Genomic DNA, 23,670 nt, shown 5'->3' with positions numbered 1-23,670 from the left:
TTTTGCTTAACTACGCCAATAATTATAAATTTTTTTTACTCTGCAACTTAGAACAGGATAGCCGACACGGAACGACTACCTTTACGACTTCTAAAATGCCGAATGCGTATACGCTGTCGGCTTGAAGAACTTGTTATATGAAGCTGCCCCCTTTATTAATAAGCTCTCAACATTCTGTCTATCCAGGAACAAAAATTTCCTTTCTGTATTTTAATATTCTCCCTACACATTGCGGACATAATTTCAATATGTATTTTATTAATCCATCATAAAAAGCTTTTATCTGTTCCTCTGTTTCAGGCAGTAAATTAACAAAATATTCTCTTATTATCTAAATTGATTTTCGCCTTTGGTTTGATGAGAATATCCCGCCGTCTCTTATCTTCCTGAAACCATCAGGTAATATATGAAGCATAAATCTTCTTATAAATTCTTCCTGTTTCAACTTCATCTGTTTTATCTTTCCTATTCTCTTTATGAAGGTCGTCGAGGACCATTCCTCGACGAAACTAAGCCTGTCCGGATTTCTCGATGTCAAGGAGTGGTCCTTGACAGCCGGGGGAATGACTGATACGCTAATGATGAAGTTATAGAAATGAACTGCTTTAAAACATTCACATATGTGAAGCATAGCAACATGTGTTTGCAAATTTTAATGCGAAATGCTGTTCAGCTTCTTCGTAAAGTTTTTGTGAGATTCAAATGTGAAATAAGCAGTTACTAAAAGAACTAAAGATAAAACTGAAATTACAAGTATTACACTCGGATTAGAAAAGATGCTTTGAAGCGCAGTTAAATTTTGGTTGAACAATTCTTTCGCCTTGTCCGCATAAGGGGCAATTGCAGACGGAGAATTGTTTTTTTTATATGCTTGGAATGCGGCGATTAGAACGGCAACTACTCCTAAAGAAAAAATAGAAATTATAGTTATGAAGAAATAATTAACACTTGGTTTGACTGCCTTCTTAGCCGCGGCAATTGCCTTCATTACATTATCTGTAAAATTGCCGGATGTATGCTCAACTTCCATCTGGTGCAATGAATTGTCAACCATTCTGAGCGCCTGTAATTTTGCAATCAGCTTGGCGTCTTTTTCCATTTCATTCTTTACCATTTCAACTTCGGAAGAATCCAATTCTCCGTCTATATACTTATTCAAAATTTCATCTGTTACATTGCTCATAACATTTCCTCCTGATAATTATGCTTAAGAAGAAGGTCCTTCAAAGCATTACGCGATCTGTGTAATAAAACTTTTGTATTAACAAGCGATGTTCCCATTACCTGGCTAATTTCGCTGAGCGACATTCCATCCATATAAAACAATATAACAACCAGGGCGCCCCGAACCGGAAGTTTATCTACCATCTTCAATACATACTGCCGGGAATTATCAACCGTACTGTAAACTTCATTGTCGTGACTTGCAAGATCAAATTCGTCGTCAATTGAACTCATCTCAAGTTCAATCTTTCTTCTCTTAGAAGCGATTACAGTCAATCCCGTGTTGTAAACTATTTTATAAAGCCATGTTGAAAATTTAGCATCCTGCCGGAAACCTTTCAGCGAATTAAATGCTTTTAGAAAACTATCCTGAAGCGCTTCTTCGGCATCCATTTCATTCTTTAGCAACCGTCTGAGTAGTGAAAACGCTCTATCTTTATATCGGTTGACCAAAAGAGAGTAATCAGAACTATTCCCTCTGTTGATCGAATCTATTATTTCTATGTCGCTTAAGTGTTTCATTACTGCATTAGACCTTATAACATATTACAAGGTTACACTTTTCTTTAAATATTATTTGTAACCTTTTGAATGTGTAAACAAGTCCAAAGAAGTGAACGAATAAATCTGTTCTTAAAATAACAGAATCTGGCAAAAGAAAAATAAAAATGATTGTAACCTTACTGTTAGAGTTTCAGTCAAAAGAATAAAACAACAAAAGGAGGATAAAATGGAAGAGTTAATACCTATTATAATGTTCTTAGTGGTCGGATTGGTACTGGTGACATTTATCTATTTCCGCTCTAGAGAAAAGCAGATGATGATTGAAAAAGGATTATCCATCGAACAAATGATGGAACTCCTTAGAACAAAACGCGATCCTTATCTAATGCTAAAGCTTGGAATCATTACATTATTTGTCGGTCTTGGAATAGGATTGGGATTTCTATTTCAACAGTGGTTCGGATATCAATTCCAGGTTGGTTCTGGTGCCGATAGATGGATGGATCATAACGAAGATGGCAGGTGGATGGGATTCTGGGTTGTTTTTATGACCGGCTTAGGATTTGTAACCGCTTTCTTATCGACCAGAAAACTGAAAAACGGAAATTAATATTAAATTGTCAATCTGAACGAAGTGAAGATTCTCATTAAAAAAGAGATACTTCGCTTCGTTCAGTTTTAAAGATTATGCAAGTTCGTGTTCTTCAAGCCAATGTTGTGAATCAATAGCCGCCATGCAACCGGTTCCCGCAGCGGTAACTGCCTGTCTGTAAGTTTTATCAGCAACATCACCCGCAGCAAAGACACCTTCAATGTTTGTTTGTGTTGTTCCCGGTTTTACAATTAAGTAACCGGTTTCATCCATATCTAAAATTCCTTTAAACAATGATGTATTTGGCTGATGACCGATAGCCATAAAAATTCCGTCTGCCGGAATTTCCCATGTTGAACCGTCCTTTGTGTTTTCAAGCTTCGCACCGGTAACAACTTTTTTACCGTTCTCATCTTTGCCGAGAACTTCCTTTATTACGGCGTTCGTTATAAACTTTACTTTAGGATTTTTCTGGGCTCGATCAATCATAATTTTTGATGCACGGAATTCTTCACGACGGTGAATTAGTGTAACTTCGGATGCAAATTTTGTTAAATATGATGCTTCTTCAAACGCTGTATCTCCGCCGCCAACTACAAGCACTTTCAAACCTTTAAAGAAAAAACCATCGCAAGTAGCACACGCAGAAACACCATAACCCATATATTTCTTTTCACTTTCGATGTTCAGAAGTTTTGCCGATGCACCTGTTGAAATAATCACAGAATCAGCTGTATAGATTTCATCTTCTGCTTTGATTGTAAAAGGTCTTTTCGAAAAATCAACTTCGGTTACATTTTTGAAAAAGCATTTTGCACCAAACCGTTGAACCTGTTTACGCATTATATCCATCAATTCCGGACCTTGAATTCCATGTTCGAAACCGGGAAAATTTTCAACTTCTGTTGTAATTGTTAATTGTCCGCCCGGCTGCATTCCTTCCAAAACAATCGGATTTAGATTTGCACGCGAAGTATAGAGGGCTGCTGTTAATCCTGCTGGACCTGAACCGATAATTATTACTTTATGATGATTGTCAGACATTAATTTATCTCCAAAATTTTACTGAACAAAATTACCTAAACAACATGAATTATAATAATTATTAGATGGGATTATTGTCTATAGGATTCATTTAATCTAACGATATGATTTACGAAAGCGATTTCAGGAAAGCGGCGTTCCGCTTCAATCCGCTTAATTTTGCACGTTTTATTGGGCTTGTTTCAAATCTTTTTTTGAATGATTCAGGGGTCATTTCTTCAATTTTATCAAACGGAATTTCTTTATTCCCTGCCGGTTCAAATTCTTTCTGATTAGTAAGAACAGAAAATTTATTATTCCAGGGACAGACATCCTGGCAGATATCGCAGCCGAAGATCCAGTCATCAAATTGGTCTTTAAATGTATTCGGAATCTCTCCTTTATTCTCAATAGTCAAGAATGAAATACATTTGTTCGCATCAACTACATATTCATTAGCAATTGCTTTTGTGGGACATGCGTCAATACAAGCTGTGCATGAGCCGCAGAAATCGGCAACAGGTTTGTTGTAATCAAATTCATAATTAGTAATAACTGTTGAAAGAAAAACCCAGCTTCCCATTTCCCGTGTTATAATATTAGTGTGCTTGCCAAGCCAGCCGATTCCCGCACGTTCTGCCCAGACTTTATCCATAACAGGACCGGTATCAACATAAGTGAGACAATCAAAATCCGGGTCGATCTTCCGCAATTCTTTTTTAAACAGCTCAAGTTTTTCCCAAATAATTATATGATAATCTTTTCCCCATGCATATCTCGAGACTTTACCCGATCTGTTTGATAATTTTGATTTAATTGAGTGATGATGATTTGTGTTGTAATTCATCGCAAGAGAAATAACACTTCGCGCTTTCAGTAAAATGTTTTTTACGTCAAGCCGTTTTTCAAAATTGCGCGCCATGTAATCCATCGTTGCATGATAACCCTTATCAAGCCATTCTTTCAAATGCTCGGATTCTTTTGTGAGTGTTTGAGCAGGAGTAAAACCAACAAGATCAAATCCAAGTTCTTTTGCTTTTTCAATTACGATTTGGTTTGTTAGTTTCATATTGGAAGTGACTGAGTAACTGAGTGATTGAGTTCTTGAGTGTCTAAGATTGAATCATTTCTTCTTTCCTTTATTCCTTTTTCTTCTTTCATCATTCACTACCATCTCAATTTTTTCTCATAAACTTGAATATGTACTTCATCACCTAAAATTTTTACCGGATAGGAATCCAACCCGGCAACTGCATTTGGCACTCTGCCGGTTTTAAGATCGAACTGCCAGCCATGTGCGGGGCATTCAACTTTTCCGTCTTCAATAAAACCATCGTATATAATTGCCGCTTTTTGATGAATGCACATATTGCTAAGCGCATAAACTTTTCCATCTACTTTGAAAACCGCTATATCAACATCATTTACAAAAAATCTTTGTCCAATTTTTTCTTTTAGATCGGAATACTTGCATACTTTAAAGAAGCCATCAAGTTCGTTCATTTAATCATCTCGGTATAAACTTCATCAATAGAAAATCCCTTGTTCGATTCGGCAACTGTAGCCATGACAACTTCCGGGTCATGTTCAAAAAACAAATTCCAATTCTCTTCAACGGCTTGAGGAAGAATTTTTCTCTTTTCTTGAACGGTTACAAGCGGCTGCAAATCATAGCCCATCACATAAGGAATTGGAATGTGCGATGTAAACGGGAATAAATCTCCGCAGTAAAGAATTGTATTCGATGAATCATATATCTTTATCATCTGCTGAAAAGATGTATGCCCGTTAATAGTTAGAAAATCAATTTCGTCATCAAAAGAAACATCACCCTCTACAAAGTGAAGCAATCCTTCTTTGTGTAACGGCATAAACCTATTTTGAATAAAACTTCCTCGGTCGCGGTCAGTTGGATTCATCGCCCATTCAAAATGTTTTTTCTGCACATAATACTTTGCGTTAGGAAATGCCGGAATCCAATTTCCATCTTTCAGAACTGTTGAGCCGCCGGTATGATCGAAATGAAGATGAGTTAGAAGAACGTCGGTAATTTCATCGGGCTTTATTCCAAGTTTAATAAAAGAATTATTTAATGTATTCTCGGTTTGATCTAAGCGGTATATCTTCTCAAATTTTTCATCCCAATCCGAACCGATACCCGTATCGATCATTATCTTACGCTTCCCATTTACCAATAAGAGATTTCTTGCGTTCAATGTTACACGGTTAAGATCGTCTGCCGGATTGAATTTACTCCAGAGCGGTTTTGGTATAATTCCGAACATTGCCCCGCCGTCCAGACCAAACGAGCCTGTTTCTATAACATTTAATTCATATTTACCGATTTTCATCTTTTAGCTTTATGATTATTTTGAAATTGATATCTTTGAGTGAAAGTTACAAATAAGTAAGGATATTTTTATGAACAACAAACCTACTAATGAATTTGTTCACCAATTTGCAGTAATTGCTGTTGTCTTTATTACAGCCGTACTACTTGTAAATTGTCTAACTGTTAATCCGGTTATAGCTCAATCAAGTAAAGAATTAAAAGTAATGACTTTTAATATCCGTTACGGAACTGCAAATGATGGAGAGAACAGTTGGCAGTTTAGAAAAGATAATGTTGTGAAGACAATCAAAAATTTCGGACCGGATCTGTTTGGAGTGCAGGAAGCACTTCAAATTCAGATCAATGAATTTCTTAATCAAATGCCTGAATATTCCTATTTAGGAGTTGGGAGAGATGATGGTAAATCAGAAGGCGAACATTCATCAATCTTTTACTTAAAGAAACGGTTCGATGTTGATTCAACCGGAACATTTTGGTTTTCCGAAACGCCAAACATTGTTGCTTCAAAAAGCTGGGGAAATAATATAACACGCATTTGCACATGGACACGTTTGAAAGATAAAATTTCCGGTAAAACGTTTTACATGTTTAATGTTCATCTCGATCATGAGTCGCAGCCGTCTCGTGAAAAAAGTACCCTACTACTCATGAAACGAATTTCCGAAAAAACATTGCCCGTGATTCTTACCGGAGATTTCAATTGCGGAGATGATAATCCCGCAATAAAAACAATTCTTTCATCGGGAATGATTGATACGTACCACAAACTTCATGTTAAGCAACCAAACGAAGGAACATTTAACTCATTCAAGGGAGAGATAACCGGAGATAAGATTGATTTTATTTTTGTATCAACTGGTTTTGATGTAAAAAAATCTGAAATAATTAGAACAAACTATGATGGCAAATATCCATCGGATCATTTTCCGGTGAGCACGATTATCGAATTGGAGTAAAGTTATCGGGAAGGTTAAACAAAGAACAATTCTCATCACTGCCCGGTCAGAAGAATTGTTCTATATTTGTTTCGTATTGAATATTATTTTTACGGAGCTTTATGATCTACAGGGGAATGTTAACGGCGCTTATTGTGTTATTAATTATTGCGTGCTCCATTAGGGCGCAATCTTTAAAAATTGTTATGATTCTCGACTCTAATCTTTTCGAACTTGAGGATGGCAGAAAAATTAAACTTGCCGGAATCGACGCACCCCAATTAAATAATCCTATACCGCTCTTCGCGGAAACAGCAAAACAAGCAATAACATATCACACAGAAACTATCCTAAAAAGGAGAGTTGTGGTACAATCCATTTCCAAAGCTGATTCAAATGAGTATGAGTTTGTTTATCTCTGGTTAGAGTATCCTCTGGAAAATTTAGACTTCAACCAAAAATTCTTAGAAAGAGGTTTCGGAAAATTTATTAACAATGTTGATTCAACTAAAACAGCATCCTTAATGAATGCAGAAAAATACGCGAAGGAAAACAATGAAGGGATTTGGGAATATTACAAACAGAATGTTTCAGACACACTAGACGGAGATTTGAGAGATTCAAAGACTGCTCAAATAATAAATATTGATTCAACCGGAATAAAGATCATTCTCAAACCACGACCGCTTCACGTCTCTATACCGCTTGAATTGTTTGTAGGTTCAGCAACAACGTTAGTAACTTCTTTGGCGAGTGGTTTACTTTACGCGGCAGTAATTAGGGAACATGGGGAGTATGCAGGACTTGGTGCAGCTCTTTTTGGTATTGCAATAGGGTACGTTTTTGGATTTCCTTCTGGCGTCTACCTTGTTGCGAGTCATGATAATCCAAATCTTTCTTACCTAGCTACATTAGGATCTAGTTTAGTCATGACTCTTATAACCAGTGGAATAGCTGCTGCATATACGGGAGAAGAACGCACTCACTTTACTCGTTACATTGCAGCTTTTTCACCGATTATCGGCACGTTATTGTATGTTCACGTATTCCCTCCTGCGCCCCCGACTAAAGAAGAATTGATGAAGCAGAATTTTGGTTACAAGAAAATTGACAGCTTCAAAGATTTTTACGATGCCGGAATGAGTTTCAGAATGGAACTGATGAGAATTTATTTTTAATTAGAGAGCGGCTGATGAACCGTTACACATCAGTAGCTAAATTGGTAATCCGTTGGCTTGCATAATCTTTAGTGCGTTGGTTGTGGGACAAGGTCCATTCTTAAGTTTATAATCAAACAACATAATTTTATCCAAAACTTCTTCACGAAAATGGTAATTAGATATGGAGGGAATTTCTTCAGCTAGTTTCACTAGCTCGAGATCATGCGTTGAGATCAAACCGCTTCCGTTTTTATCAGCCAGAACTTTGATAATTGCCCGGCTCCCTTGCAAACGTTCAATGTTATTTGTGCCTTTAAAAATTTCATCTATCAAAAAAAGAATAGGTATCTCGTTCGGTATCTCAATTTTATCTAACAAATCCCTTAGTCTTTTAACTTCCGCATAAAAATAAGAAATTCCATCAATCACAGAATCACTTACTCTTATGCAAGTAAAAATTCTTACCATTGATAACGAAAATGACTCAGCGTAAACCGGCGCCCCTGAGTAAGCAAGAGATATATTGATTCCTACCGTTCTTAAGAATGTACTTTTACCAGACATATTTGAGCCGGTTATTATAGAGATGTCTCCAACATCATGTATTTGAAAATTATTAGTTACATTCTTTTCGTGGTTAATCAGCGGGTGCCCCATTCCCTTTGTAGTAAATTCAAGTTTGTTATCTTTACCGATGCGCGGAAATGAATAATCCGGATTTATATATGCAAAATTTGCTATCGATACAAAAGCTTCTAATTTATGCCAGACATCTAACCAAATTGGAAGATTTTTCACAATCCCTTTTTTATAAACTTCAACGCAGTACGCCAAATAATAGTCAATTGGGCAGATCAGCATAAAAAGGAACCAGACAACTGGATTTGATCTCATTGATAATAATGAGAGTACACTGTTTATCTTATTGAGTTGCTTTGTTGGACTTTTCGTTTTACCTGAGAGTGGGCTACATAAATCAGATAAATTTTTACGGGCACCAAATTTATAATTCTCAATAAATGAAAGAATGCCAATTACTTTTCTGAATTGATCATTTATTATTTCTGCTTCAGATGAGGACGCTTTAATAAGTTTGCTATTTAAATTGTAAGAGACAAAATAAAAGAATGTTGTATATAGATAGAATGTCGGCATAATTCCAAGAATTGCTAGTATAATGAATACGAGATTCGCAGCACATATCAATCCTAGAATAATCAGCATTTTTTTAATTTGATTAGTTTTTTCGGATTCAGCTAGCCAGTTAAGAAGTGCTTCTGTATTAATATCATCCTTAGCAGAGAGTGAATTTGTTAGAATAAATTTGTTTCTAAAGTGGGAGAGACTTAACAATTCATTCACCAAATTTTGCCGATGGATTACTTCATTTCTACCATGTGGATTTTCAATTAATAATTTTTTTAAGAGTTGACTTCCCTCAGTAGATTTCGAAAAATCCAGCAATTGGTGAAGTGACCTGGGGCCTGTCAGATCCAAATCTATTTCTATAGGTGAGATATCGCTTTGAGAAAATATTTTTTCTGCGGGTATATTCTGCCAATCGAGAATGGCACGTGCCAGATAAGATTTTTTTATCTCTATCCATTTCCGGATTATTGAGACAGCATAAATTGTCCGGTTATGAAAAATAGTTATAACAATAAATAAACCTATAGATGGTATAAGACTAAGCAGAGAAAATGTTTTTAGATTTAGAAAGAAGAGAGATAAATAAAGCACAAGTCCAGTAAGAAAGACCGACAATCGGATCCACCCAAAGTTTGAATTTTTACGCTGCAATTTTTCTAATAACTGTGAGGACTTAAGAATGGTCTTTTCAAATTCATGAAGTCTTTTCTTACGCTTGTCGGAATTAGTCATTTAATAGAATGGTTATTAAGAAATATTATTTATCAAAAAGGCATCATTCGATGCCTTTTTGATAAATCGGAATAATTTTTTTTACCTTCCCAATCCATCCAAATAATCTTTTCTTTTCAACAATGTTTCTTCATCTTCAACATGTTTTGGATCTGGGATACAGCAATCAACTGGACAAACAGCGGCACATTGCGGTTCATCATGGAATCCTTTGCATTCGGTACATTTATCGGGAACTATATAGAAAAAATCTTTGGAGAAAAATCCGTCTGCACCGGAGGGAGCTGCATCTCCATCACCATAAGTTGTTGCACCTAATTTCCATTGTGCGCCGCCCTCGTAAATAGCCGTATTAGGGCATTCGGGTTCACATGCGCCGCAATTAATACATTCGTCTGTTATCATTATTGCCATAACTGGCCTCCTTATTTATTAAAAAATTTAACTGTTGAGTTCAATTTTTGGAATTAACTTCCAAATTTTCTTTGGATCTTCAATTATAGAATTTTCGGATATGGATTTAATTAGTACATCTATTTCGATCAACAGCTTATCAATCTTTATTTCTCTGTATGACGGATTAAAATTCCTCAGTTTCTTTGTTCCTTTCAAAAACTGACTTAAAGAACCTTTGTAATTTCCGGATAGAAGATGAAAACATCCAACTGAAATCTGAACCATTCCCTGGAAGAACAATCTTTCTTCCCGATCGCAAATAACCCAACAATCTTCAAAAAAGTCGTGAGCCGAAAAAAATTCGGCTTCATTAAATAAACTGATGCCTTTAGAAATTTCTATCAATGCGGTTGAAATAATACTAAAACAAGGCTAGAACTTCAAGACAAATAAGACTTTTATGAAAGGAATTTACCAGCTTCCACTTGAGCCGCCGCCGCCAAAAGAGCCGCCACCCCCGGAAAAACCGCCAAAACCGCCACTTCCGCCAAATCCGCCGCCGCCGCCCCAGCTACCGCGGTTTCCTCCGCCTCCCATTGAACCAAGAATAATCCACGGCAAAAGACCACCGCCACCGCCTTTACCACCTTTCTTAAATAGCGAAGTTATGAAAATTATCAATATGATTATGAAAATAAACGGAAATCCCTTTCCTTTACTTCCTTTTTCTTTAACGTCACCTTTGTACTCACCGCGCGAAGCAGCCATTATTGCATTTAGTCCTGCGGCTATTCCGGAATAATAATCGCCCTGCTTAAAATATGGACGGACTTCATTTCTTTGAATAGAACTTGTTAGAGCGTCCGTAAGAACACCTTCTAAACCATAACCAACTTCGATTCTCATTTTGCGATCGTCTTTAGAAACAAAAAATAGAACACCGTTGTTATTTTTCTTCGATCCGATTTGATTCTTAGTTGCAGTCTCGTAAGTATAACTCTCAAGTGAATAACCATCAAGATTTGAGATCATAATAAAAACTATTTGGTTGGAAGTTGAATCATCAAAACGTTTGAGTGATGAATTAAGTGTGTAGAGTTCAGAGCTCGAAAGAGTATTGGTGAAATCATTAGCATAATTTTTTAAAACCGGAATTTCTACTTGAGCTATTGTTAATATAACCGGTAATAAGAAGAAGAAAATTATTTTTTTCATTTATCTCTCTTTATCATAAACTCTACACATATCATTTAGAATTGAACTTTGGGAGCTTGTTCCGAGCCGGCAGCTGCCTTAAAATATTCTTTCTCTTTGAACCCGCCAAAATTAGCTATGAATACGCCGGGAAATCTTTTGATTGCGGTATTATATTCGGTTGCAACTTGATTATACTTTTGTCTTTCCACAGTTATACGATTTTCCGTTCCTTCTAATTGAGATTGAAGCTGTAAGAAATTCTCATTTGCTTTTAATTGAGGATAATTTTCAGATACTACTAGTAACCGTGAGAGAGCGCTTCCTAAACCGTCCTGCGCCTGCTGGAATTTTTGTATTGCGGCAGGATCGCTAAGTTGATCTGAAGTAAGTTTTATCTGTCCAACTTTTGCGCGTGCTTCTGTAACTGCTGTATAAGTTTCTTTTTCAAAATTAGCGACACCTTTAACTGTAGCAACTAAATTTGGAACTAGATCAGCTCTTCGTTGATAAACATTTTCAACCTGACCCCATGCAGACTTAACACTTTCGTTCAATCCAACAAAGCTATTGTATTTACCGGTTCCCCATGATATGATTAAAAAAACAATAATGATTAATCCACCAGCAATCCCCAATCCGATCTTTAGACCTTTGCTCATTTATCCTCCTTTATTAAAAAGTGTAGAGTTTACAGTTAACAATATATTGTAATTTTTTAACTAATAACGGAAAGCCGATGATTCTTATCTAATTTGTTAAACTTCTCATAGGAGCCGGAATTCTTCCGCCGCGTCCTACAAATCCGGCACTGCTAATAGTTCTTACTTCCATTATAGGAGCTTTTCCAAGTAATCCGCCGTAATCAACCATATCACCAACTTTCTTACCGTACGCGGGAATAATTCTTACTGCTGTCGTTTTATCATTAATAATTCCGATTGCTGCTTCATCAGCTATTATTCCGGCAATTGTAGTCGCGGCTGTATCACCCGGTACAGCAATCATATCTAGACCAACCGAACAGACTGCAGTCATTGCTTCTAATTTTTCCAGAGATAGATTTCCTGCTTGTACAGCGCGTATCATTCCCATATCCTCACTAACCGGTATAAAGGCACCGCTCATGCCGCCTACAGACGAACTAGCCATCAATCCGGCTTTCTTAACTGAATCATTCAACATAGCCAGAGCTGCAGTTGTTCCGGGTGCGCCAACATCTTCGACACCCATCGCAATCAAAATATCTCCGATACTATCTCCTTCGGCGGGAGTTGGAGCTAATGAAATATCAACAATTCCAAATGGGATACCATGCTTTTCGGCAACTTTTCTACCAATTAGCTCACCGGCACGGGTAATCTTGAAAATTGTTCTTTTGATTACTTCAGATAATTGCTGTAAATCTACTTGGCCCGCTTCTTTAATTGCTTCTAGAACTACACCTGGACCGCTGATACCGACATTGAGAACAATCTCCGGTTCGCTTACTCCGTGGAACGCACCGGCAACAAATGGATTATCCTCAACAGCATTTGCAAATACAACAAGTTTTGCGCACCCAATTGAATCATGGTCTTTCGTTTTTTCAGCCGTTAGTTTAATTACTTCGCTCATCATATTTACTGCATCCATGTTTATGCCGGCTTTTGTTGAGCCGATATTAACACTTGAACAAACACGTTTTGTCTGCGACAGTGCAAAGGGAATTGATTTGATAAGTTCACTCTCTCCGTTTGTCATTCCTTTTTGTACAAGAGCAGAGTAACCGGCAATGTAATCTATTCCAATTTCTTCAGCGGCTTGATCTAAAGTTTTTGCAATCTCAATAAATTCCTCCATGTTGCATGCATCAAAAGGAATTGAGATTGGTGTAACTGAAACTCTTTTATTCGCTATCGAAATTCCATATTGTGCTTCTACTTCTCTAGCAAGTTTAACATGTTGACTTCCGAAACGTAGAATTTTATCATAGATTTTTTGTTTTGTTACTTCAATGTTGCGGTCGTAACAATCGCGCAAACTAATTCCCATTGTAACAGTTCTTATATCGAAATGTTCAATCTCCGTCATTCTGATTGTTTCGAGTATCTCCTCGAATTCGTATGGCATATTTTACTGTTCCTTTTGATTGATAATCGTGAAAAATGAAACGTAAATTGTTAGACGATCTAAATCATCTTGCGTTTCACTCAAATCGCTTCGGTTCAAATTCTATGCATGAATCTGAATACATCTTCATGCTGCAAATAAATTTTTACCTTTAATAATTCGGCAACTTTACTCATTTCTTCCTGGATTTCTTTCAAATCTTTTTTAGATGAAGTGATATCAATGACCATGATCATAGTAAAAAAATCACCAAGAAGTTTTTGGCTAAGGTCTTGGATATCGCAATTGGCATCACCGAGTGCTTTTGTAACCCCGGCAACTATTCCCGGCTGGTTCAGACCAAAAGAGGTTAGTATAACGCGGCCCGATGAAACTTCTCCCTTTTCAAACTTGTAATCACCACTCAAGGCTTCAACACGGCTGCGTACAAGTTCTTTAACAGCTTCGGGTGTAATTTGATCACCCAATTCATTAATTGCTTCGAAAGTAATTTTTCTTATTTCGTCTTCTGAAAGCTTCACAGTTTAGTACCCTTATATTCGTTCTGTAGAAATCGTAATGACTTATTAGAAATTTCTAAATTTTTCTCAATTGCAGAATCTTCTCCATTCTGAATAGCGCCTCTGTAAAAACGGAGCCACAATAGTTCTCCGACAACAATCCCGTCAAAAGCTCTCTTTTCAACGAATGAATTAATAGTCCAGTAACCGGAGAGCACGTTCCAGCCCAAAGATAGAAGTCCCGGTAAGAATTTTCCGGTATATATTGCACCTGCACCGGGCAAAATATATGAAATTACCTTTGCAAATGTTACAGAAACTTTGGCTTTGTCGGTTCTTTCTGCTAATAATTTCAGTTCGTGATTAGAATTTATTTTTGCAAATGTTCTGGCAGCGCTTTTCCAGTCATCGGACAACATGAAAGCCCATCCGCGCCAATAATTAATAGTATCGGCTTTAGCAACAAACCTTTCATCTTTTTCCAGATCATCGCACAATTGAAGAGCTCTATCAATTGTCCGCCGTATGATATTTGTGCGGATAATTTCTGTTTTAGTTTGGAAGATCTCGTCGTTGTTGCTGGCATTTAATTCGGCGTAAGAAAAATACTTAACGGCATCATCGAACTTTGCACCGGCTTTATAGCTTTCACCAATTTTTAAATTTGCTTCGTACTGATATGTTTTAGTCGAATCGAAAAATAAGAGCCGTTTATATTCTGTGATTGCATCGAAATATTTTTCATTGCCGAATAACCCGTCTGCATAATTCAATTGGCTTGATAAATTATCTTGCCCTCTAAGAATGTTAAAAACCAAAACGAATGACAATATGGTGATAGTCCGGATTTTCATTTTAAAGATCTATCTGCGGTAAGAAATAATTTCTTTGTTCGAAGTAAAATCTTACTTCTTTATCAAAGTCGAAACGAATCCGTGCATTATAAATTTGAGCCGATGCCGCCGAACCGTAAATATTTCCTCCGTAAAAAAATGCTGTTAGACCCGTGAATAACCATCCCCTAAATTGATGCTCGGCTTTAAAATTTGTGTAGGCAAGATAAGCCGATAATGCTGTTGTGACTAAAGCGGTAATTCCATCACCAATCTCTCCGGTATATATTTTTCCCGCACCCGGAAGTAATGTGGATAGTATTGTGGCAGTCGTTGGACTCTTATGCAATGGAAATTTTTTCTGTATGTAAAATTTTGCAACCTGCGATTGTACAGAATCCGGGAATGATTCCAGCAATACATTTTCGTCCGGAAGTTCGGTATTATCAAAGAAATATGTTGTGAATTTCAATCGGTTGATCTCTTTCTTATACTTTTGCGATATATAGACATTCTGATCAGCGAGATAACGAAATGCTTTAAAATCATTTTGAAAAAAATTGGATTCATAAAACATCAAACGCGCTTCGGATGAAATTGCCAGACTAAAAAATAATCCTTTAAAATTATCGGCAGCTTCTGCAAACATTCCCATTTTATAAAGACAATTTGAAAGCCTAAACTGAATTGTATCATTGCTGCTGATTTGAAGAAATTCTTTGAATTCATTTGCGGCACGTAGGTAATCTTTATCTTTATATAAATAATTGCCGAACTGCAATCGTTTATCCGGTGAGAAGTAATTACCGCCGCTTATTGGTTGACTATAACTGTTCACTAGCGGAATCATTAACAATATAATCCAGAGAAGGTCCGAATAAGTTCTAAAAGCAAGTATTTTTTCAATGGTTGATTGAATCACGATGAGATTATAATTTTATTTTTGCTGAATGAAGCGTGTAATTATAAACCGGGTCCAAATATTTTTTAATTGGAAGCAATTGATAATGATTCGATCCTTTGAAAAAATTTATATCACGTGTAAACCGGTCGGCAAACATAAGTGTTCCTTTAAAAATACTAGTTTCCTTGATAGCTTGCAGATAGAATGCTGAACATGACGGTGAGAATGCGCAATTATCGCCGTCAAGATCAGAAACAAAAAAGTAATAAGTATTTCTTGCAACCGAAAGAATTGATAAGCCGAAATTTGATTTATCAATTGAATAATCGTGATGTTGATAGGCGGGAAGCTCATAAGAAACTTGTTGAGATTCCCACTTCACCCAATCTGACTGAGCCGATAACAGAGCCGCACTCAAGAAAAAAAATAGTAAAAATGATTTCATTTTATGCAACTCTGTTTCATGGTCAATTTAATATTTAATTAGGCCTCTGAAATATTATTCTTGTTGGTCATTGCGAGGAATGAAATAACGAAGCAATTTCAATTTCGACTGAAAATGTTATCTTTAGTTTGCTTCACTTCGTTCGCAAAGACAATTATTAAAATTTTTTAGATGTTTCTTATAATTAATCTTTCAACAATTCACGTGCAATTACTATTCTCTGAATTTCCGAAGTCCCTTCATATATTTCAGTAATCTTCGAATCGCGTAGATATCTCTCCACCAAATATTCTCTTACGAAACCGTAACCGCCATGTATTTGAATAGCTTCAAGAGCGCATTCAACGGCAATCTTTGAAGCGTACAATTTAGCCATGGCAGATTCTTTAACGTATTTTTTACCGGCATCTTTAAGTGCAGCGGCTTGAAGAGTTAATAATTTTGCTGCTTCGACTTTTGTGGCCATATCGGCAAGCTTAAATTGAATTGCCTGATGATGTGCTATTTCCGTACCGAATGCTTTTCTGGTTTTAGCATATTTAGTTGCCGCATCAAGCGCACCTTCAGCAATTCCAACGGCTTGAGAAGCAATTCCAATTCTTCCGCCGTTGAGAGTATTCATTGCAAAATTAAAGCCTTTACCAACTTCCCAAATTACATTTTCTTCGGGCACCCGGCAATTTTCAAAAGTTAATGAACATGTATCGCTGCTTCGGATTCCCATTTTATCTTCTTTAACACCATGCCCAAAACCGGGCGTTCCTTTTTCAACAAGGAAAGTTGTAATTCCATGATGAGCTTTTTCTTTATCGGTTTGTGTAACCACTAAATAATAATCAGCGGAAATTCCATTTGTTATCCAATTCTTCATTCCGTTTATTACCCAGTGATTTCCGTCTTTATGGGCGGCAGTATTTTGTTTTGTAGCATCGCTTCCCGCTTCCGGCTCCGACAAAGCAAAAGCGCCAAGTTTCTCTCCTCGTGCAAGAGGTTTTAAATATTTTTCTTTGAGAAAATCACTTCCCCATTTTTCCAATCCATAACAGACTAATGAATTATTAACAGACATAATTACACCGAGACTTGCATCAACTTTAGAAAGCTCAATCATTGCCAAAACATAACTTATTGTATCCATCCCGGCACCGTCATACTGAGGTGAAACCATCATTCCCATAAATCCAAGCTCACCAAGTTTTTTAACTATTTCTGCCGGATACTTTGCTTCTTTATCGCGTTCTATTTGGGATGGTGCAATTTCTGATTCAGCAAACTCACGCGCGGTTTGCTGAATCATTATTTGATCTTCTGTGAATTCAAAATTCATTATTTCTCCACAATTTGATTTATTTTTTTAATTCGGTTGCAAACTAAAGAATGCCGTTCCAAATTTCAATTTTTCTTGATAGAAACAACAAATGAAGCACCCAACCGAAAATGTTTTTTATTTTTGACGATTTGTTGCTTTTTTAATTTGTAACGAAGCTACTTTGTCACTTTGTCGCTTCATACTTATATTTGCGGTAGATGAACAAAGAAGAAAAAAAAATAGGACTAAAAGGCTTTACTTTAACGGAACTTCAAGAATATTTCGTTTCGATCGGTGAATCAAGATTCCGTGCTCAGCAAGTTTTTAATTGGATGTATAACCATCTGTGTACAAATTTTTCAGAGATGCAGAACATCTCAAAAGAACTACGAATTAAACTCGCGGACAATTGTATTCTACAAACTCTGAAATTGGTGACAACACAAGGATCAGCATCAAGCGGGACTAAGAAATATCTTTTTTCAACTTATGATGATAGGAAAATTGAATCTGTTGTTATTCCCGAAAAAGATAGAAATACTCTCTGCATTTCAACTCAAGTCGGCTGTCCGCTTGATTGTAAATTCTGTGCGACGGGATTAATGGGATACAAAAGGAATTTGTCAACGGGTGAAATTGTAGATCAATATCTTCTAACAGCAAAAGAATATGGCAAAGAAAAGATAACAAACATTGTTTACATGGGAATGGGTGAACCTCTTTTAAATTATGAAGCTACTTTAAAATCGGTAGAAATTTTTACTCACGAACTTACAAAAGGATTAAGCCGCAAACGAATTACTGTTTCTACATCTGGCATAGCCAATAAAATCAGAGATCTAGCTGATAGAAACTTGCGCGTCAAGCTTGCATTTTCCCTCCACTCGGCTTTTGAAGATGTGCGTTCAGTAATTATGCCAATCAATAAAAAATATTCTCTTAAAGAAAATGTTGAAGCACTGAAATTCTATGCTAAAAAAACAAAAACACGCATTACGTTTGAATATACAATGCTGAAAGATATAAACGACCGCGATAAGGATGTGAAAGCAATTACAAATCTCTGCAGTTCACTTCCTTCTAAAATAAATATCATCCCTTTCAATAGTATTAAACATATGAATCCCGGTGGAATTTCTTCCGAACTTGAACCGACTTCAATTTCGGATATTCATCTTTTTGCAGATAAACTCCGGGACAATAATATCACGGTAATGATACGTGAGACTCAAGGAGACGATATTGCGGCTGCATGCGGTCAACTCGCCGTCAGAATTAAATAGAATTATTTAGTCGAATCTATCACGTCTTCCGGAGTGTCAAAGTCTTTTAAAATTTGCGGGTAATTACATTCCCATTTTTTCTTTTTTGTAACGTCGTCATCTCTAATCAATCTTAATATATGATCTTCCGGACTTGAAATAATTTTTTCAAAAATAGTTTTTTTAAACATCACCGGATGACCATCTTTACTATCGTATACCGGTTGAATCCAATCGTATTCATCATCAATCTGCGCAACAAATTCTTTATAAAATTTTTCTTTATGAAACGGCTGATCTACAAAATGATATAGAATCCATTCGGAATCAATCAGCTCTTTCAAACCAGCTTGAAGTGATGTGAACATTCCTCTTTCAAAATTTGGATTAACTACGATTTTTACGCGCGGGAACAAAATATTTTCGATGAAGGCTAATTTAATTGTAGATTCTATTTCAACGCTTTTGTGACCGGTTACAATAACTACTATTTCACAAACACTCAAAAGTTTTTTGGTAATTACAACTATGTAAGGATTGTCATCATATTCCATCAACGGTTTAAAATCGCCCATCCGCCTGGAAAACCCCGCAGCAATCAGCAATCCGTTTATCCTGGGTTTATTCATCTAATTCAATTTTACTCCAAAAAAAAGCGAAAATTCTAAATACCAACTTTGATGAAATAATTTAGAATCTTTTATTCCGATTGCTGAATTACTTTTTTAAAAATCTGTTCCGGTGTCAATGGCTCAAGAGTATCATTCCAGTATTTAAGCGATGATGTGTCTTTCAGCCCATTACCGGTAAAAAGTAAAAGTGCTCTTTTTCCGTTTAATTTATTTGAGTCAACAAAATTTTTATATGCCGCAAACGTTGAAGAAGAAGATGGCTCCAACATTATACCATAATTCTGAGCAACAAATTTTTGAGCATCAAGAATCTCTTCGTCGGTAACTTCAACAGCACTTCCCTTCGATTTCATTATTGCGTCGTAAGCCATATATAAACATCTTGGTGCGCCGGCACATATTGAATCTGCAATACTATTAGCGGGTTTATACTCAAACTTTTGATCAGCTAAATATCTGACAACCGCATTACTACCATCAGCTTGAACAGCAATTAAGGAGGGAATTTTTTCGATCCATCCAAGTTCTTTAAGTTCTCGCAAACCTTTGTAAAGACCGGACAGAATTACTCCGTCTCCCGTTGGTACAAAAATAATGTCGGGCATATTTCCATTAGTTGAAATAAAAAGATCGAAAGCTGCGGATTTCTTTCCTTCGATCGTTAGAGGATTATATGCCGTGTTTCTGTTGTACCATTTTTTTTGTGTCGAAATTTCGAGGCATGTATCAAATGCCAGATCATAATCACCGTCAACTAAGAAAATATCCGCGCCGTAAGATTGTATCTGGATTCTCTTCGCTTCGGGAATATTTTTGGGTACAAAAATTATTGATCTCAATCCTACACGTGCGCAGATTCCGGCAAGGGAAGACCCGGCATTTCCTGTTGATGCAGTGGCAATTTCTTTTATCCCCATTTGCAACGCTTTAAGAGCAACTAAGCTCGAAGCTCTATCTTTAAACGATAAAGTTGGATTTCGCGTATCATCGAGAGCAAGAAAATTATGTCCGTTATATGAAAGTTTTAAAGTACTATTTGAGTCAAGCGTTACTCTTTGTAATAAATTATCATCTACGGATGCCATTTTCCCATTTACAAATTCAAGAGGACTTAAAAAATCATATTGCCAAAATTTTCCGGTTTGGAGTTTTAAGAATTCTTCCCGTCTGAAATTCTTCCTAACCGATTCATAATCATACTCAATTGTAAGAACACCGCGCAACGGTTGATTCTTTTCAACTTTACCGCAACCTGGACAGAGATAAACCAGATTTTTTTCAATCTCATCTTTATTGTAGCTCTTTCCGCAATCAAAACATTTATAAAAGTATTTTTTCATAGTATTCTCAATGTCATTCTGATATTAGGTAAGAATTTCAAAAATATTTAAGAAGTAGATTCTTCCTCGCTGCGTTCGTCAGAATGACACTTTGTGTCACATTGTTAATCCCATAATTGCTTTTGCTGTGTGAAGACGGTTTTCCGCCTCATCAAAAACGATTGAGATATTCGGATTATCCAAAATTTCATCAGTCACTTCATTTCCCCGGTCAGCCGGAAGTGCGTGCATCAATTTTACGTTTTTATCTGCCAGTTTAATTCTCTTATCATCACATATCCAGCTCTTATATTTATCAAGATTTCCTTTCATTTCTTTCTTGCAATCATCTTCGTTCGATAGATAATGCTCTTCATCATAGAAACCGAAGCCGCCCCAATTTTTAGGAATAACAATTTGAGCTCCTTCGAAAGCTTCATCCATATTATTTGTGAAGCGTAAACTTCCTCCGCCTTCTTTTGCATTCTTTTGAGCTTTGTCAACAATATTTTTGCTCAACGGAAATTCTTTCGGATGAGCAACGGTTACATCAATTCCATAACGGGGGAAAAGAAGAATTTGTGTTTGTGGAACGCTTAGTGGTTTTGAATGAGTTGTTGCATATGCCCATGATACTGTCACTTTTAATCTTTCAGTATTTCTTCCCATGTGTTCAAAGATCGTCATCAAATCCGCAAGACCCTGGAACGGATGATAAACGTCATCCTGCAAAGACATAACCGGCTTACGTGAATTTGCAGCGAGTTCATTTAAATATTTATTTCCAACACCGTAGAAGCAATTACGGCATGCAATTCCGTGACCCATACGGCTTAGAATAATTGCAGTGTCTTTTGCAACTTCACCGTGAGTAATCTGCATCTTATCCGGCGTAAGATCGTGCGCATGCCCGCCAAGCTGGGTCATTCCGGCTTCCATAGAATTTCTTGTCCGGGTTGATTGTTCGAAGAACATCATAAATAATGTTTTGTATGGAAGCCATAATGTTGGTTCTTCCGCGTAGAATTTTTTCTTTAGATCGAATGCCGTTTCAAAAACTATATCAAGTTCTTCTTTAGTCCAATTGTCTTCTGTTATAAAATGTCTGCCTTTAAAACGAGTTTCCATTTGTTTCTCCAATTAGTGAATAGAACACGGATTACACAGATCACACTGATTGTCACGGTTATATCCGCAAATATTCATGTTCTCTGTCATCCAGTCTTTGATTAAATATTTTTTATCAATTCAAACGGGAAAAGATAATTAAACTTTGTTGCTTTCGGTCTTTTACTAATTTTAAAAACCAATTTTATTAGTCGGCTTTTCTTCTTCTTTCATTAGTTGTTTTATTGCTTCAAATATAATTTGAAACTTGGCATTATAATTTTTCTCTAACTTTTCAATCCTTGCAAGCAGTTCTTTATTGGCGTCAATCATTCTTCTCAATTCCACAAATGCCCGCATAATTGCAATATTAACTTGTATGGCTCTTTTACCACTAAGAATTGAAGAAAGCATTGCAACGCCTTGTTCCGTAAAAGCTAACGGCAGCTTACGAACACCGCCCCAACTTGAAGTCACAAATTGTGACTTCAGGTTTAGAAACTCCTCTTTAGAAAGCTGGAGCATAAAGTCAGAAGGAAATCTTTCAATATTTCTTCTTACGGATTGATTCAGCACTTTTACCTCAACTCCGTATAGTTGAGCGAGATCACGGTCTAGCAAAATTTTTTCACCACGAACCCATAGAATTTTAGAGGATATTTTCGCAACTGAAACTAGATAAGATTTTCTTTTCATTTTATCATTCTACTTTAAGAAGCATTAATTCCTTTAAAAATCAGATAATATTATAATAATCAATGTTCTATTTTACTAACCAACTCAAAGGGGAAAAGAGAATAAAACTTAGTTGCTTTCACTAGATCATTCAGCACAAGTTCTTCTTTTGATGAATGGGCAAGTTCTTCTTTGCCGGGTGCAAATCCAATTGTCGGAATTCCAAAATGCCCGGCGGTAGCAACGCCGTTAGTAGAGAAGCTCCACACTCCGCTCTTAGCCTTTCCCATAGCAGCCTTAGAAGTTTTCATTGCCGCATCAACGAGTGGATGTTTTTCATCATAAACCCAAGTTGGAAAATAAGCTTCAGTTGAAAACTTTGTTCCCTTCCAGCTAATTCCCTCAACATTAGGAATCGAAATTTTTGCATCGCTCTTATATTTTCGTAGAATCGCTTTCAATTCTTTAATAACCGAGTTTTTGTTTTCACCGATTGTCATTCTTCTATCAAGATGAACCTGGCAGTAATCTGAAACCGAACAAACCGATGGGGCTCTCGATACAATCTGGCTAACAGTTATTGATCCTTTACCAAGCGGTTTTTTCGGCTTTAATTTTTTATCAAGTTTTTCAATCTCGGCAACAACCGGCATCATTTTATAAATTGCGTTGATTCCCTTTTGATTATGAGCGCCGTGTGCGGATTTTCCGGTCGCAGTAATTTTCAATTCCATTCTTCCCCTCTGTCCGCGATAGACCTTCAGATCCGTTGGTTCTCCCAGCAAAACAAAATCCGGTTTAATTCCTTCGTTTGCAATAATATGATAGAGCGGGTAACCATCAGCATCTTCTTCCAGCACCGAGCCAACAACATAAAGTGTGAATGGGAAGTCATTACCATAAATTTGCTTCAAGATTTTTCCGGCAATCATAAACCCGGCCATAGCAGGTTTTTCATCAACAACACCGCGCCCGTACATTTTTCCGTTTTCAATCTCTCCGCCAAAAGGCTGGTGAGTCCAATTTTCCGTTTCCGTAACCTTAACTGTATCAATATGCGCATCAAACATTATTTTAATTGGTCCATTTCCAATTCTTCCAATTGCGTTTCCAAATCCGTCGTGGTATGATTCATCGAAACCAAATTCTTTCATCTTAGCAACAATGAACTCAACAATTTCTTTTTCATCACCGCTGTAACTTTTAATCTGGATCAATTTCTGAATCAATGAAAAAAGATTTTCTTTTTCAGATTCAACTGCGCTAAATAATTTTTCTTTTACTCCGTTTTCCATATAAATTCCATTTAT

At 36.6% G+C, this 23,670-nt stretch carries 26 protein-coding genes and 1 pseudogene; 4 read left to right on the top strand and 23 right to left on the bottom strand.

Annotated elements, in window-relative coordinates:
- Positions 1-355: 355 nt before the first annotated feature.
- From NTX65_13900 to NTX65_13890, 3 genes and pseudogenes are all read right to left on the bottom strand, one after another.
- Positions 356-631: pseudogene (locus NTX65_13900) on the bottom strand (transposase).
- A gap of 21 nt (positions 632-652) precedes the next feature.
- Entirely contained in the window at positions 653-1,183 is a 531-nt protein-coding gene (locus NTX65_13895) for a hypothetical protein (protein ID MCX6170434.1), read from the bottom strand.
- A complete protein-coding gene (locus tag NTX65_13890) occupies positions 1,180-1,746 on the bottom strand; it encodes an RNA polymerase sigma factor (protein MCX6170433.1) in 567 nt (188 codons plus the stop codon). The genes NTX65_13895 and NTX65_13890 overlap by 4 nt, the downstream gene beginning before the upstream one ends.
- Positions 1,747-1,954: 208 nt before the next feature.
- Between NTX65_13890 and NTX65_13885 the strand changes: the two genes are divergently transcribed.
- The gene (locus tag NTX65_13885; protein ID MCX6170432.1) at positions 1,955-2,338 is read left to right on the top strand and encodes a hypothetical protein; all 384 of its coding nucleotides are present in this window, start codon (positions 1,955-1,957) and stop codon (positions 2,336-2,338) included.
- A 75-nt stretch (positions 2,339-2,413) separates the two neighbouring features.
- Here the strand turns inward: NTX65_13885 and trxB are convergent, their stop codons facing one another.
- The 4 genes from trxB to NTX65_13865 form a co-directional block, all read right to left on the bottom strand.
- A complete protein-coding gene (trxB, locus tag NTX65_13880; GenBank protein MCX6170431.1) occupies positions 2,414-3,364 on the bottom strand; it encodes a thioredoxin-disulfide reductase in 951 nt (316 codons plus the stop codon).
- A 109-nt stretch (positions 3,365-3,473) separates the two neighbouring features.
- Positions 3,474-4,412, bottom strand: coding sequence for a tRNA epoxyqueuosine(34) reductase QueG (queG, locus tag NTX65_13875; GenBank protein ID MCX6170430.1), 939 nt, complete (start codon positions 4,410-4,412; stop codon positions 3,474-3,476).
- 98 nt (positions 4,413-4,510) lie between these two features.
- Positions 4,511-4,846: a Rieske 2Fe-2S domain-containing protein gene (locus tag NTX65_13870; GenBank protein ID MCX6170429.1), complete on the bottom strand. Its 336-nt coding sequence runs from the start codon at positions 4,844-4,846 to the stop codon at positions 4,511-4,513.
- Positions 4,843-5,694, bottom strand: coding sequence for an MBL fold metallo-hydrolase (locus NTX65_13865; protein MCX6170428.1), 852 nt, complete (start codon positions 5,692-5,694; stop codon positions 4,843-4,845). The genes NTX65_13870 and NTX65_13865 overlap by 4 nt, the downstream gene beginning before the upstream one ends.
- Before the next feature lie 70 nt (positions 5,695-5,764).
- Here NTX65_13865 and NTX65_13860 point away from each other — a divergent pair, with 70 nt between their 5' ends.
- Together NTX65_13860 and NTX65_13855 are read left to right on the top strand one after the other, a co-directional pair.
- Complete coding sequence (locus NTX65_13860) at positions 5,765-6,652, top strand: endonuclease/exonuclease/phosphatase family protein (protein MCX6170427.1); 888 nt, start codon at positions 5,765-5,767, stop codon at positions 6,650-6,652.
- 185 nt (positions 6,653-6,837) lie between these two features.
- Positions 6,838-7,809: a thermonuclease family protein gene (locus NTX65_13855; GenBank protein ID MCX6170426.1), complete on the top strand. Its 972-nt coding sequence runs from the start codon at positions 6,838-6,840 to the stop codon at positions 7,807-7,809.
- 36 nt (positions 7,810-7,845) lie between these two features.
- Here the strand turns inward: NTX65_13855 and NTX65_13850 are convergent, their stop codons facing one another.
- From NTX65_13850 to NTX65_13800, 11 genes are all read right to left on the bottom strand, one after another.
- Positions 7,846-9,555: a hypothetical protein gene (locus NTX65_13850; GenBank protein ID MCX6170425.1), complete on the bottom strand. Its 1,710-nt coding sequence runs from the start codon at positions 9,553-9,555 to the stop codon at positions 7,846-7,848.
- Positions 9,556-9,753: 198 nt separating this feature from the next.
- Complete coding sequence (locus tag NTX65_13845; protein MCX6170424.1) at positions 9,754-10,086, bottom strand: 4Fe-4S dicluster domain-containing protein; 333 nt, start codon at positions 10,084-10,086, stop codon at positions 9,754-9,756.
- A gap of 27 nt (positions 10,087-10,113) precedes the next feature.
- Entirely contained in the window at positions 10,114-10,473 is a 360-nt protein-coding gene (locus NTX65_13840; protein ID MCX6170423.1) for a DUF309 domain-containing protein, read from the bottom strand.
- A 66-nt stretch (positions 10,474-10,539) separates the two neighbouring features.
- Positions 10,540-11,283: a TPM domain-containing protein gene (locus tag NTX65_13835; protein ID MCX6170422.1), complete on the bottom strand. Its 744-nt coding sequence runs from the start codon at positions 11,281-11,283 to the stop codon at positions 10,540-10,542.
- Between the two features lie 35 nt (positions 11,284-11,318).
- Entirely contained in the window at positions 11,319-11,924 is a 606-nt protein-coding gene (locus NTX65_13830) for a LemA family protein (protein MCX6170421.1), read from the bottom strand.
- An 88-nt stretch (positions 11,925-12,012) separates the two neighbouring features.
- Positions 12,013-13,374, bottom strand: coding sequence for a PFL family protein (locus NTX65_13825; protein ID MCX6170420.1), 1,362 nt, complete (start codon positions 13,372-13,374; stop codon positions 12,013-12,015).
- A 95-nt stretch (positions 13,375-13,469) separates the two neighbouring features.
- Positions 13,470-13,895 carry an ACT domain-containing protein gene (locus NTX65_13820; protein MCX6170419.1) on the bottom strand — a complete coding sequence of 142 codons (426 nt, stop codon included), beginning with the start codon at positions 13,893-13,895 and terminating at the stop codon, positions 13,470-13,472.
- Positions 13,892-14,728 carry a hypothetical protein gene (locus tag NTX65_13815; protein ID MCX6170418.1) on the bottom strand — a complete coding sequence of 279 codons (837 nt, stop codon included), beginning with the start codon at positions 14,726-14,728 and terminating at the stop codon, positions 13,892-13,894. The genes NTX65_13820 and NTX65_13815 overlap by 4 nt, the downstream gene beginning before the upstream one ends.
- Before the next feature lies 1 nt (position 14,729).
- Positions 14,730-15,557: a hypothetical protein gene (locus tag NTX65_13810; GenBank protein ID MCX6170417.1), complete on the bottom strand. Its 828-nt coding sequence runs from the start codon at positions 15,555-15,557 to the stop codon at positions 14,730-14,732.
- A 79-nt stretch (positions 15,558-15,636) separates the two neighbouring features.
- Positions 15,637-16,056, bottom strand: coding sequence for a membrane protein insertion efficiency factor YidD (gene yidD / locus NTX65_13805; GenBank protein ID MCX6170416.1), 420 nt, complete (start codon positions 16,054-16,056; stop codon positions 15,637-15,639).
- 184 nt (positions 16,057-16,240) lie between these two features.
- Positions 16,241-17,383: an acyl-CoA dehydrogenase gene (locus NTX65_13800; GenBank protein MCX6170415.1), complete on the bottom strand. Its 1,143-nt coding sequence runs from the start codon at positions 17,381-17,383 to the stop codon at positions 16,241-16,243.
- A 200-nt stretch (positions 17,384-17,583) separates the two neighbouring features.
- Between NTX65_13800 and rlmN the strand changes: the two genes are divergently transcribed.
- The gene (gene rlmN, locus NTX65_13795) at positions 17,584-18,648 is read left to right on the top strand and encodes a 23S rRNA (adenine(2503)-C(2))-methyltransferase RlmN (protein ID MCX6170414.1); all 1,065 of its coding nucleotides are present in this window, start codon (positions 17,584-17,586) and stop codon (positions 18,646-18,648) included.
- Positions 18,649-18,650: 2 nt separating this feature from the next.
- On the opposite strand, the gene NTX65_13790 is transcribed toward rlmN, so the two are convergent.
- The 5 genes from NTX65_13790 to NTX65_13770 all read right to left on the bottom strand — a co-directional run bounded on the left by NTX65_13790 (position 18,651) and on the right by NTX65_13770 (position 23,655).
- On the bottom strand, positions 18,651-19,256 hold the full coding sequence (locus tag NTX65_13790; GenBank protein MCX6170413.1) for an NTP transferase domain-containing protein: 606 nt from the start codon (positions 19,254-19,256) through the stop codon (positions 18,651-18,653).
- Positions 19,257-19,327: 71 nt separating this feature from the next.
- Positions 19,328-20,599, bottom strand: coding sequence for a pyridoxal-phosphate dependent enzyme (locus NTX65_13785; GenBank protein MCX6170412.1), 1,272 nt, complete (start codon positions 20,597-20,599; stop codon positions 19,328-19,330).
- Between the two features lie 96 nt (positions 20,600-20,695).
- Entirely contained in the window at positions 20,696-21,706 is a 1,011-nt protein-coding gene (locus NTX65_13780; GenBank protein MCX6170411.1) for a hypothetical protein, read from the bottom strand.
- Between the two features lie 171 nt (positions 21,707-21,877).
- Positions 21,878-22,381 (bottom strand): ORF6N domain-containing protein, encoded by a 504-nt coding sequence (locus tag NTX65_13775; GenBank protein ID MCX6170410.1) that lies wholly within the window; start codon positions 22,379-22,381, stop codon positions 21,878-21,880.
- Positions 22,382-22,440: 59 nt separating this feature from the next.
- Positions 22,441-23,655: a YgeY family selenium metabolism-linked hydrolase gene (locus NTX65_13770; GenBank protein MCX6170409.1), complete on the bottom strand. Its 1,215-nt coding sequence runs from the start codon at positions 23,653-23,655 to the stop codon at positions 22,441-22,443.
- Positions 23,656-23,670: the final 15 nt, after the last annotated feature.

Source organism: Ignavibacteriales bacterium, from assembly GCA_026390795.1.
In the GTDB taxonomy this organism is placed as follows: Bacteria; Bacteroidota; Ignavibacteria; order Ignavibacteriales; family Melioribacteraceae; genus Fen-1258.
The sequence above is the reverse complement of the archived record's forward strand: the minus strand, read 5'-3'. Positions and strand labels throughout refer to the sequence as shown.